Below are 11,653 nucleotides of genomic sequence, written 5' to 3'. Positions count from 1 at the left end.
TGGTGCTTGCCGGTGGTGGGTGCCATGATCGGCTGTGGCTGGCTGAAAGGTACAGAGAGGGGGAGGACGAGTGGAGAGGTTCACCGTCGAGCCGCTTCGGGTGGTCGACTTCGTGGAGCACGTGCGGCGCCGCCCAGCGAGGTATTCTCTCGTCGATCAGGGCAGCCCCGAGCTTCCCACCGAGATCCTGCGGGTGGTGGCCTGGGACGCGCTGCACCGTCGCGATGGCAGGCATGGACAGATCAGTGTCGAGATCGGATCTGATCTCAGCTTCACAGTGGAGAGCGATCAGCGCCCTGGCGTCGATGAACGGGAGCGGCTTCTTCCGGGGTTCTTCGGTTCCCTGCTCGACATGTTCGACCTGCAGCGTTGGGCTCCCTCCGCAGCTGCCGCACTCAGCGTCCGCACGGTCATCGAGGTGTGGCTGGATGGCCAGGGCTATCGCCAGGAGCTGGCCGGGATGCACCCGACCGGTCCCAGGGAAGAGTTGAAAACGCCGAAGCCGTTCGGTACGCGGACCACGTTCCACCTCGATCCTTCATTCTGCGGTCCGGGCGACGCCATCGCCTGGGCGCTGCGGCCCGAAGAGCTGCACGGAGAAGCATGCAAGGAGCATCTCTCACCCACGACGTTTCCGATTCACGATCTTCGCGAGGAAGCTGAGGAGTCACTCAGCGAGTAGGACTCGTTTTCGCAGAAGATCGAAGCCGGCGCGGCCGAACATCTGGCGCTTGAGCATCTTGATCCGGTTGACGTGTCCTTCGACCACACCTGAACTCCAGGGCAGGGTCAGACCGGAGATGACCGCGTCGCGGTCACGGTCGATGCCGGCGGCGAGGGGTGTGGATGCTGGGCAGGTCGTCCTGCCGGACGGCGTTGAGCCAGTCGGGGAGTTGTTCGCCTTGGCGCTCGGTGAGCATCCGGGCGAAGGACCGGACGTGGCCGGTCAGGGCGTCAAGTTCGGGGCAGTTGGCCAGGACGGTCTTGAGCCGGAGCTGTTCGATCTCGGTCAGCGTCTCGGGTCGACTGAGGATCCATCTCGTCACCACGCGGGGTGCCGGCGGCTGCGCGGAAACCGGCCGTGGCGAGGTGCGCTTCTCTCGGAGGTAGGCGCTGACCCGGCCGTAGCTGCCGCGATAGCCCAAGGGAACGATCTCCTCCCAGAGCTTCCAGGCGTTGGTGCAGCCCTCGTCCCAACGTTCGTCTAGGTAGGGCTTGTACTCGTCGAGGACAGAGGTCCTGTTGTGCTGCCACTGGCCGCGAAAGAGGTCTTCCGGCTTCGCAGAGTCGGCGAGGCTCTTGACGGTGCGGTGGGTCATCTGGAGCTGACGCCCGATGGAGCGGCGGCTGTGGCCGGCTTCCAGCAGCGCGTGGACCGTGGCGTGCCTGGCTCGGACACGGTTGGCGAACCGCTCGCTCCGCCATGGCGAATCCGCCTTCTCCTCGGGCGGCGCAGGTGATTCGGCCTTCGTCTCGCGATCGGGGACCAGGACGCGCAGGCATTGACGATGGCGGGCGACAGCCCGCTCAGCGGCTTCCCCGAGGTTGTGCCACAAATGCCAGCGGTCCGCGACCTGCGTCGCCTGGGGTGCCCCGGCAGTGGCACCTTCCGCGAAGAACGGCGCGCGGTCCCGGCAGACGACCTCGATCCCTGGCCGCTGGGCGAGCCAGGCGGCCAGGCTCGATGCTTCTCGATCAGGCAGGAGATCAATCGGCCGGCGGGTCTCGACGTCCACCAGGACAGTGCCGTAGCGGCGGCCCTTGCGGGTGGCGTACTCGTCGACGCCGACTACCCGCGGCGTCGGCACCTCCGGCTCGGGCAGCGCCTCGACCAGGCGCAAGACCGTACTCCTGCTGATGGACATGCCGAGCACGGCAGCCAAGCGGGCGCCGGCTCGACCAGCCAGGACAAGGCCGACTGCGGTCAGGATGGAACGCAGTCGCTCAGTGCGCTGGCCATACCTGCGGGTCAGGCCGGGTATCTGCTCCACGAACGTCTGATGGCGGCACTTGGTGTTCCCGCACCGGAACCGGCGGACCCGCAGCTGGAGTACGACGCTTCGTCCGGCGCTCGGTACATCAGCGAGAAACCGCAGGTAGGAGCTGTGAACCCGGGTCGAGCAGACTCCGCATCCCGGGCAGGCGGCGCCAGCCGTGGTGCACTGCGCGTCAAGGCGCACCTTCTCGATATCCACGTCCACCGACAGCACCGCAATGTCCGTGATCGCCGGGAACAACAGCTCCTTCAGTCTGAGTGCAACATCTTCCACGGCTCGGACTGTCAGCCCAGCGGCACTGACCCCCATTCATTTTCGGGCGACTTCGCATACCGTCCGGAGCGCCCAGCCGTCACTCACCGTGGCCACTGCACGAAACCGATGCTGTTGGTGATCTTCGCTCGGTGGGGTGAAACCGCTCCAGCACGCTGTTCGTGATGGCGGTCGTTGTGCTGCTGTTGTCGGGCGGAGTGGTTCTGCCGGTCGGAGGGGGCCGGGATGGCAATGGGGTGTGGTTCGGGTCGGGTGGTTCCGCCGCTGACCGCGAGGATGGCCAGGGCGAGCAATCCGCGGGGCACCGCTGCGATGTGGATCCGTGATCGCCTGGACGAGTTGTTCGTCGACGAGGACTTCGCCGCCTGGTATCCGGCGAACGGACGCCCTGGGCTGTCGCCGGCCCGGCTCGCGCTGGTGTCGGTGCTGCAATACACGGAGAACCTGACCGATCGGCAGGCGGCGGAGGCCGTCCGGTGCCGTCTGGACTGGAAGTACTGCCTGGGCCTGGAGTTGGACGATGCCGGCTTCGACTTCTCGGTGCTGAGCGAGTTCCGTGACCGGCTGGCCGAAGGAGATCGCGCGGACCGGCTGCTGGCTGTGATGGTTGAACGTCTCGCGGCCGCGGGCCTGGTCAAACGCCGTGGCCGGGTCCGGACCGATTCGACCCATGTGCTGGCGGCGGTCCGCCGGCTCAACCGGGGTGAACTGGTCGGCGAAACCCTGCGGATGGCTCTCGAGGAACTCGTTGCTCATGGTGAGGAGTGGCTGGCCGGGCTCATCACGGCGGACTGGGGTGACCGCTACGGCCGTCCGGTCCGCTATGAGCGGCTTCCGCGGGGAGACGATGCCCTGATCGCATACGTCCTGCGGGTCGGCCAGGACGGCATGCACATCCTGCGAGCCGTCCATGACGCCGATGCCCCACCCGGACTACGGGCACTACCCGCTGTTGAGGTTCTGCGGCAAGTATGGGTCCAGCAGTATTGGACCGACGAGGACGGCCGGCTGTGCTGGCGGGGGCCGAAATCCAGTCGGGACCGGGCAAGCCGCCGGACCACGGAGCGACGGAACACGGGAAAGGCATCAGCGGACGGGAGGCCCGATCCCGCTTCGGCACGAGTGCCCTGGTCTGGCATGGAGATCGTCACGCCGCACGATCACGAGGCCCGATACAGCCAGAAAGTCACCGCCGCCGGGCAGCGGGACTGGATCGGCTACCGCGACCACCAGACTGAAACCTGCGACGAGACCGGCCCCAACGTCATCGTCCAGGTGACCACCCGGCCGGCGCCCGAGCAGGACATCGACGCCCTCGACCGGATCCACCAAGGCCTGACCGCGCAGGGGTTCCGGCCCACCGAGCACGTCGTCGACAGCGGCTACATCTCGCCCGACAGCATCCACCACGCCGCCCAGCACTGGGGCATCCCACTCTTCGGACCAGTCCGTGACGACCCGCAGGCGGGAAAGAGGCCCGGCTTCGCCAAACAGGACTTCCGCATCGACTGGCAGGCCCGCACCCTGACCTGCCCGAACGGCGTGACGAGTCCACCATGGAAACCCACACTCGGCGACGGCCACCCCCGGCTCTCTGTCCTCTTCCCACGCAAGTCCTGCCGCGAATGCGCCGACCGGCTCAAATGCACCGGCAATGCCGAGGGCAAGGGCCGCCATGTCTTCCTGATGCCACAACCCCTCCAGGAGATCCAGACGAAGTCCAGAGCGGATCAGACGACAGCCGAGTGGCGCCAGCGATACGCGATTCGCGCTGGCTGCGAGGCCACCGTCTCCGAAACCGTTCACGCCCACGGCCTGAGGAACTGCCGCTACCGCGGCACGGCCAGAACCCACGTCCAACACGTGCTGACAGCAGCCGGAACCAACATCATCCGACTCAGCCAATGCATCTCACCGGGCATCACACCACCCCGCAGACCTCGAGCGCGGAGCCGCTTCCAACAACTCTGCCGCAGCCTGCCCACCTGAAGATCACCAACAGCATCCGAAACCTGAGCCAGAACCCCTAGAAGTGAACAAAGCCAGTACTGATCGGCCATGTCGACCAGCGTCAGGTCTGCGGGCCCTGCGCCGGCGTCCCCGACCCCTACGCCTGCGAACGCTGCGCCGGACCGCGCTCCTACAAGGTCGGCCGACTCTGCGACCGCTGCGCCGTCGCCGACCACCTGGAGGACTTGTTTACCGGCCTACGCGAAGGGGTGGGTACCGGGTCGCTCACAGCGATGCGGACGGCGCTGGCTCAGGCTCCCGATTCGGGAACGGTCCTGAACTGGCTGCGCGGTTCCCGCTCCGCTCGTCTTCTCCGCGACCTCATGACCACCGGTCGCCCGCTTTCCCACACTGACCTCGATGCCACGATCGCCGGCCGATCCACGGCGATGACCGCCGAGTATCTGCGCGGCCTGCTGACTGCCTACCAGGTCCTGGAGCCCCGGAACGAACTCGCGGTGCGGATCGTCCGCCACCTGGAACGGACGGTCGCCCGGCACCCGGAGCATGGCGCCCTGCTCCGCGCCTACGTCCGCTGGTCCCTGCTGCCCCGCGCCAAACGCCACCAGGCCGCCCGGGTCGGCGGGGTCAAGCACCGACTCCGCTGGGCCTACACCCGCATCAACCTGGCCGCCGAACTCCTCACCACGACCGCCGACCACGGCCTAACCATCGCCACCCTCGACCAGGGCCACCTCGACGCCTGGCTCGCGGCCAACCCAGGCACCCGCTACGAAGTCCGCGACTTCGTCGTCTGGGCCCACCGCCGCCACCACGCCCGCGACCTCCTCGTACCGCACCGCCCGAAGGCCGACCCGGTCGGCATGGACGAGGACTCCCACTGGGATCTCCTCCACCAGTGCCTCACCGACACCCGCCTCGACCTCGACGTCCGGGCCGCCGGCGCGATCCTCCTCCTGTTCGGCCAACACCTCACCCGGATCGCAGCACTGCCCGCCACCGGCCTGACCACTCATGACGGGACGACGTTCCTTACCCTGGGCCGGACCCCGATCCCGCTGCCCATCCCCCTCGCCGACCTCCTCAACACTCTCGCCGACCGCCCCGCTCCCCAGGGCTGGGCCGCGAACACCAGCGCTGGCTGGCTGTTCCCCGGCCACCTGTCCGGAGCCCACATCTCCGCCGCAGCCCTCAGCCGACGCCTGGCCGCCCATCACATCCCCAACCGGCCCGCCCGGACCACCGCCCTAGTGGCCCTCGCGTGCGACCTCCCGCCCGCGGTCCTCGGCCTCCACCCGATCACGGCCGTCCAGTGGCGCCGCTGCGCCGCCACCGACTGGACTGCCTATCTGAAAGCCCGTACGTCGCAGGCCCACAGCTGATCCCCGTGCGCCCCACAATGCGTCGGGCAACTCTCCGACCCTCCTGGAGTCCGACTGCGAGGTTTGTCAGTGGCAGGGGCGATGCTTTCCGTGTGACGAGCCAGGATGAGTACCCGATCTCCGGTCAGGCCGTGGGCGGCCGGCTGCCTGATCCGCGTTCCGTGATCGAAGGCACCGACTGGGCTGCGCTGGAGCATGCCTACGGAACCGCGCAGGACACACCGATACGCCTGCTCCAGCTCCTGGACGAGGACTCGGAGGTTCAAGCGGGGGCGCTGGGACTGCTGGACATGTCCGTCCTGCATCAGGAGTCCTTGTACAGCGCGACGGCGCCCGCCGCGTTGTTCGTCGCCTCGGTGTTGAACGATCCCCGCACTCTGGCCCGCCACGAGGACTACTCCACCTGGGATGACCGCCCTCGGCCACTACGCGCGGCTTTGTTGGATTGGTTGGGCCAGATCGCGGATTCGGCAGCCTACGGCGAGACGACCGACGAGGAGGATGGCAACGATCCGGGTGTCACCGATGCGGTCCGCGCTGTCCGCGGCGTGATCTACGGCGCAGTCTCCCCGCACCTCCTAGACCCTGACCCCACCATTCGAGAGGCCGCCCTGAGCGCCACCGCCGCGCTCCTTCAATCTCCCGACTTGGCCGATCGGATCTCAGGCACCGTCCAGATCCTCCGGCGGCTCCTCACCGAGAGCGCCGACCGGCGTGAACGCGCCGCCGCCATCTTGACCATCGGGGCCTGGGGTGAGGACACCACCGGCTGGCTCGCCGATCCCGACCCTGCCGTCCGTGCCTGCGCCGCTCTGTCCCCGGGATGCGCCAGCAGCACCACGGCAACGCGGACGATCCTCCGCGCCCTGCTCGACCCCGCAGCGATCGACTCCTGGTTCCGCGAACCCACCGCCGCCGACCCTTGGGCCGGAGACCCGCTGCCTTGCATCGAAGGCCACCTACGGCACGCCCTTCTGACTACGGCCATCGACCGCGTCAGTGACTTCGAGGAACTCCTGCCATCCGCCATGGCTTCCGTGCCGTTCTGCAGCAACCTCACCATCGCCGAGGACTGGGGACCGCTGCTCGCCGCGGCGTTCCCTTCCGGCTATGAGCAGGGTGCCAAGCTGACTCCGGCCCAGCACCGTTACCTGGACGCTCTCGCCGACCGCGACGTGTGCTGGCGATACACCCAGCTCATCACCTCATGGTTCGACGACATTGGCCTTCCAGCAGACCGCAACGCCATCAGGGCAATTCTGGCCGGGCCACAGCCACACCAGTAGCGACGTTAGCTCGGAACCCACCGAGCGGGTAGGAATACCGCACGGTTCGAATAACGCTCCCGCCAGCTGGCGCTGGGGCGTGGACGGCGGAGCGGCGCAAGGAGTTCGCGAACGACCTGACCGCCCCCAGCTGCTCGCGGTGTCCGCGGCGACGAACCGGGGCAAGGGCGACCAGGGACCCGAGGACTGGCAGCCGCCAGCCAAGGGCTACTGGTGTAGGTACGCGACGGCGTGGACGAACGTGAAGAGCACCTACCAGCTCACGGTGACCGAGCCGGAGAAGAAGAAGCTGACCGAGATGCTGGAGACGTGCTCATGACCGACCAGCCCGACAACACCCCGCAGGCTGGGCACGGTGCCGCCCCGGAGGCGTCGGTCCCGCTGACCGACCACGTGAAGGCAGGGCCGGGCGGCGCGATGACGGATGAGGTCGGGGTCATCACCGGCGACGTCACCCTGACGACCGAGGCCGGCCCGGACGGCACGGCTTCGCTTCGGATCCAGTACACCGGGGCCGAGGAGTGGTACACGCTCACCGGCAGCCCGGCCCCGCTGCCGCCCGGCGGCCTTGCCGTGATCCACAAGCAGGTCGTCGAGGCGGTGAAGGCCGGAGGCGCCGCCGTGGTCCCTGCCACCACTTCGTGAAAACCCGTCTGCCCGGCGGCCGGGCTGCGGCATCGTCGTGTTCAGGCGGCCCCGCACCGTGGAGCCGCCTGAACACGGGCAGGGAGAGGGTGGGCCGTGGTGAGTAGGCGAGAGACCTGGACGACCGAGGAGTTCGGCACCTCCCACACGGGCGCGGTCGAGGCCGCCCTCGCCATGGGCACCGTCCCGCACGCGGTGTACTTCGATGCCGGCTCGGGCGGGGGAGGGGACCCGGTCTCGCAGTGGAGCCTCTATGACGGCCACTGGTCCCACGTCCCGCCCCAGCGCTGAGAGCTGACCCCGTGCAGCCTGAGCCTTCGCCGCCCTCCGGCGATGAAGCTCAGACTGCATGCGGACACCACGTCAAACTGCAAGCGCTCTCCTCGGCCCAGGTCATCAGCGAAGATCATCGGATCAGCGTACGCGGATGGCCTCCGCCCCGGTCGGTGTCACTCGTACTCGGTGCCGCCCTTGCGGGTCAGGTAGGCCGGGCTGACCGCCTTCGCGATGGCGCGGCCGCCCACGACCGGGCTGTAGCGCTCGGCCGCCGGGCGGATGACGACCCCCTCGCGCAGGTGCGCGGCCTTGCCGGAGACGGTCTCGCGGCCGCTCGCCAGCTCCAGGACGGTGTCGAGCGCGTACGGCCCCTCGTACAGCCGTGGCACCAGCGGGAGTTCGCCGTTGTCCAGCACCGCGGCCGGGTCCAGCCAGCGCAGCTGTCCGTCGATCTCGGCGGACACGTCGAAGGCGGCGTAGCCGGGCGGGGCGTCGGCGGTGCGGGCGTCCGTCCCGTACGCGAGGTCCTGGACGCCCGCTCCGTAGACCTCACCGAAGATCCCGACCCGGCTCGCGCCGAGCCGGGCAGCCAGTTTCGCCGCGACGGCCGGGACGTCATGGCCCCGGACGGCCCGCCAGTAGAGGTTGCGCTCGTCTTCCTTGAGGGCCAGCCCCTTGGCACCGAAGCCCTTGGAGGTGACCAGCGTCCGCTCGCCCTCGGCGACGTAGGTGAACAGGCAAGCTGTGCCGTGCAGTTTCTCGGTGAGCACGACCGGCTCGCCGCTCTCGAAGATGTGCGGGTAGCGCTGGAGGTTCTCGATGTCCACCCACGGCATCAGGTCGGGGGCCGATTCGACCTCCCCGCTCATGGTGGTCGGGATCGGCGGCGCCCATTTGGTGATGCCGAGCACCTCCGCGAAATCCGTGCCCTCTGCGGCCGCCCGGGCCAGGTCGACCCCGGCGAGGGCGCGCGGCCGGCAGACGATCCCCTGCGAGAGTTCGCCGCGCAGCCGGACGGCCTTGACCCGGTCTGCGGAGCCTCCAGCGAGCCGGCCGGTCAGTCCCAGTTCCTCGATCAGTTCGGCGGGCAGCACGGACTGTTCGGGTATGTAGAGCGCGAACTCACCGGCTCGGTAGGCCCCCTTGGCGATGACGGCACGGTAGAGACCCACCTGGGCCAGCTCCAGCGCGTCGGCGTTCGGGTGTTCGTGGACGGTCAGTTCCTCAGCGGTGACTCTCAACGTCGACATGTGCGGCTCCGGTGGCAGGGTCGGTGGCTGCTCACTGTCCATCGCGCCATATGCGCTGGTCCAGTGGAAATCCGGGTGTTAATCTGCCGCGCCGTCACATCCGGCTGTATGTACCACGTACCGCGCCCAGTCATCGGAGGCTCATGTGTCACCTCGTCCGTGCGAGCCCTGATGTCGATCGCTCCCAGCGAGCCGGCCCGCCGCGAGCAGGCGATCACCACTCTCGAAGACTTCACCACGCAATCCCGGCGCGCGCTCGGACGCGGTGGTGTCGGCGCGCACCGGACTCTGCGGCTTCGACCCGGAGCGTGCCGCCCGCGCCCTCAGGGCTCTCGAAGGCTCGGCAGTCGCATTCCTGGCCACCTGGGTCGTGGCCGGCTCCGTCTTCGGTGGCAGCGGCCTGACACGGATCCTGATCACCGTGGCTGTCTGGGTTGTACTGCTGACCGCAGCGGCGGCCTTCCGTTACCTGTGGCAGCCCTACCTGGGGGCCTGGGTACTCCTGCCCAGGAAGCCGGCGGACCCGGCCGCTCGTCCGCGGGGCGGCTGGCGGGGCGCCGGGGCGGTGCGCGTCAGACGCCCTCCTGAAGGGCGGCGAGGGCGAGCGCGGGCGGGCCGCGGCGCAGCAGGTTCTTGATCATGATCGGTTTGTAGCCGGGCCCGTGACCTGCTCCTCGGCCACCCGGACGAACCCGAGAAGGTCGGCGACACGGCGAACATCGGCGGGCGGGTGTCCATCTGGTACGGATCGGCCCAGGGCATCGATGTCAGGACCATGCCGGTGCAGATCACCCAGAACTCCGCCGGCATCCCGGGCGTCAACGAGAAGGGCGACCGCTTCGGCAGCTCAGTAGCGGTAGCCGACCTCGATCGGAACGGCAAGGCCGAGATCATCATCGGAGTCCCGGGCGAGAGCATCGCCGAAGCCACCGAGGCGGGTTCGGTCACTGTCGTCCCCGGCATCGCCTCACGAAAGCCCGGCGCGGGCGCCTACAACCTGGCCCAGGGGACAACTGGCATCCCCGGAACCTCCGCGAATGACGACCAGTTCGGCAGTACCCTCTCGGCGTCCGACGTCACCAAGGACGGCCGGCCCGAACTGTTCATCGGCGCGCTGGGCGAGGGAGCTGTGTGGTCCCTGCCGGGCGGTGCCAACGGGCCCACCCCCGCAGGCAGCACCCTGATCAGTGCTAGGCGGTCTCGTTTGGATCACCGGGCCGACCAGAGGAAGATGCCTGCGATGTGGAGTCCGGCGAGGTAGATGGTTGCGGTCTTCTCGTAGCGTGTGGCAATGCCGCGCCATTGCTTGAGGCGGTTGATGCACCGTTCGACGGTGTTGCGCTGTTTGTAGGTCTCGCGGTCGAAGGCCGGTGGCCTGCCGCCCCGGCTGCCTCGTCGGAGACGATGGCCCTGCTGGTCAGCTGGGACGGGGATCACCGCTCGGATACCACGCCTGCGCAGGTGCTCGCGGATGCCGCGTGAGGAATAGGCCTTGTCGGCCAGGACCACGTCCGGTCGGGTGCGGGGGCGTCCGCGCCGTCGGGGCACGCGCAGACGGGCCATGACGTCCGTGAATGCGGGCGCGTCGCCGGCCTGCCCCGCGGTAAGGACGAACGCCAGAGGACGGCAGCGGGCATCGGCAGCGAGGTGGATCTTCGTGGTCAGTCCACCGCGGGACCGGCCGATGGCGTGGTCTGCTGGTTCGTCGGCCGGGGCCCCCTTTTGCGGGCCCCGGCCGCATGCTGGTGAGCTCGTACGATTGTGGAGTCCACCGACGCGACCCAGCTCAGGTCCTCTTCGGCATCGGCCTTTGCCATCAGCGCGGTGAACACCCGCTCCCAGGTGCCGTTGAGGGCCCACATCCGTAGCCGGTTGTAGACGCCTCGCCAGTTGCCGTACTTCTCTGGCAGGTGGACCCACTGGATGCCGGTCTGGAACTTGAAGGCGATCGCGTCGATCACCTGGCGATGGTCCCTCCACCGGCCACCCCGTTTCGGTGTCCGGTCCGGCAGTAGCGATTCGATCCGCGCCCATTGCGCATCAGTCAACGGCATGACCTGACAACGGAAACCAGCGTTGCTGGACGCTGCCCTAATCAGCCATGTCCGGAACCTGGCGCCGTGCTTCTGACAACCACAGCCCCTCACCACCGCGTGTCATGGACTCATCGATTCCCTCGGCCGCTTCTTCCAGGTAGTCCAACCGGGCCTGCGCCAAGCTCAGCCGGCCGTTGGGACCGCCCCGGACGATGTGAGCGTCCGCGTCGTCCTGCCCGTCGTCCTCCCAGCCGCACTCTGGACAGATCTCGAAGTTTGCCCGCTCCTCCAACGTGCGCTGGAAGCAGCATGGGCACGCGATGAGGTCGTTCGCGGCGTGATTCACGGGACTGGTGGGCGTTTCGTCAGAGACCATGGCCGCCATCGTCCTGCTCCCCGGAGTGATCCACAATAAACGGCCTAGTGATCTGGTTTTGAGTTCTGTGCTCGCCCCATGAGTCGTGTTCTGTTTCAGATCTTGGGTTTTGCCTGACGGGGCCGGTTTTGGTCCGGTGTCCTGATGGCATGGGCGATACC

The 11,653-nt window shown here is 68.3% G+C and carries 11 protein-coding genes and 1 pseudogene; 8 read left to right on the top strand and 4 right to left on the bottom strand.

Going from position 1 to position 11,653, the window contains the following annotated elements:
* Positions 1–70 precede the first annotated feature (70 nt).
* Positions 71–682 carry a hypothetical protein gene (locus tag ACFWBW_RS35495; RefSeq protein ID WP_385381827.1) on the top strand — a complete coding sequence of 204 codons (612 nt, stop codon included), beginning with the start codon at positions 71–73 and terminating at the stop codon, positions 680–682.
* A gap of 133 nt (positions 683–815) precedes the next feature.
* On the opposite strand, the gene ACFWBW_RS35490 is transcribed toward ACFWBW_RS35495, so the two are convergent.
* Positions 816–2,270 (bottom strand): ISL3 family transposase, encoded by a 1,455-nt coding sequence (locus ACFWBW_RS35490; RefSeq protein WP_385381824.1) that lies wholly within the window; start codon positions 2,268–2,270, stop codon positions 816–818.
* A gap of 225 nt (positions 2,271–2,495) precedes the next feature.
* On the opposite strand from ACFWBW_RS35490, the gene ACFWBW_RS35485 reads away from it, so the two are divergent.
* The 6 genes from ACFWBW_RS35485 (at position 2,496) to ACFWBW_RS35460 (ending at position 7,845) form a co-directional block, all read left to right on the top strand.
* Positions 2,496–4,259: an IS1182 family transposase gene (locus ACFWBW_RS35485; protein WP_385381821.1), complete on the top strand. Its 1,764-nt coding sequence runs from the start codon at positions 2,496–2,498 to the stop codon at positions 4,257–4,259.
* A 410-nt stretch (positions 4,260–4,669) separates the two neighbouring features.
* The gene (locus ACFWBW_RS35480; RefSeq protein ID WP_385381818.1) at positions 4,670–5,623 is read left to right on the top strand and encodes a hypothetical protein; all 954 of its coding nucleotides are present in this window, start codon (positions 4,670–4,672) and stop codon (positions 5,621–5,623) included.
* Between the two features lie 92 nt (positions 5,624–5,715).
* Positions 5,716–6,909, top strand: coding sequence for a HEAT repeat domain-containing protein (locus ACFWBW_RS35475; RefSeq protein ID WP_385381815.1), 1,194 nt, complete (start codon positions 5,716–5,718; stop codon positions 6,907–6,909).
* 139 nt (positions 6,910–7,048) lie between these two features.
* Positions 7,049–7,228 carry a hypothetical protein gene (locus ACFWBW_RS35470; protein WP_385381812.1) on the top strand — a complete coding sequence of 60 codons (180 nt, stop codon included), beginning with the start codon at positions 7,049–7,051 and terminating at the stop codon, positions 7,226–7,228.
* Complete coding sequence (locus ACFWBW_RS35465; protein WP_385381809.1) at positions 7,225–7,554, top strand: hypothetical protein; 330 nt, start codon at positions 7,225–7,227, stop codon at positions 7,552–7,554. Before ACFWBW_RS35470 ends, ACFWBW_RS35465 begins: the two co-directional genes overlap by 4 nt.
* 96 nt (positions 7,555–7,650) lie before the next feature.
* Positions 7,651–7,845 carry a hypothetical protein gene (locus tag ACFWBW_RS35460; RefSeq protein WP_385381807.1) on the top strand — a complete coding sequence of 65 codons (195 nt, stop codon included), beginning with the start codon at positions 7,651–7,653 and terminating at the stop codon, positions 7,843–7,845.
* 158 nt (positions 7,846–8,003) lie between these two features.
* On the opposite strand, the gene ACFWBW_RS35455 is transcribed toward ACFWBW_RS35460, so the two are convergent.
* Positions 8,004–9,080, bottom strand: coding sequence for an RNA ligase (ATP) (locus ACFWBW_RS35455; protein WP_385381804.1), 1,077 nt, complete (start codon positions 9,078–9,080; stop codon positions 8,004–8,006).
* Positions 9,081–9,855: 775 nt separating this feature from the next.
* Between ACFWBW_RS35455 and ACFWBW_RS35450 the strand changes: the two genes are divergently transcribed.
* The gene (locus ACFWBW_RS35450) at positions 9,856–10,341 is read left to right on the top strand and encodes an FG-GAP repeat protein (protein ID WP_385381801.1); all 486 of its coding nucleotides are present in this window, start codon (positions 9,856–9,858) and stop codon (positions 10,339–10,341) included.
* Here the strand turns inward: ACFWBW_RS35450 and ACFWBW_RS35445 are convergent.
* Positions 10,290–11,134: pseudogene (locus ACFWBW_RS35445) on the bottom strand (IS5 family transposase). The gene ACFWBW_RS35450 and the pseudogene ACFWBW_RS35445 sit on opposite strands and share 52 nt — an antisense overlap.
* 37 nt (positions 11,135–11,171) lie before the next feature.
* Positions 11,172–11,492 carry a CPCC family cysteine-rich protein gene (locus ACFWBW_RS35440; protein WP_274546494.1) on the bottom strand — a complete coding sequence of 107 codons (321 nt, stop codon included), beginning with the start codon at positions 11,490–11,492 and terminating at the stop codon, positions 11,172–11,174.
* Positions 11,493–11,653: the final 161 nt, after the last annotated feature.

Source organism: Streptomyces sp. NPDC059957 (genome assembly GCF_042730015.1).
Lineage (GTDB): Bacteria > Actinomycetota > Actinomycetes > Streptomycetales > Streptomycetaceae > Streptomyces.
Note: the sequence above shows the minus strand (reverse complement) of the source record. Positions and strands in the feature narration are given on the sequence as shown.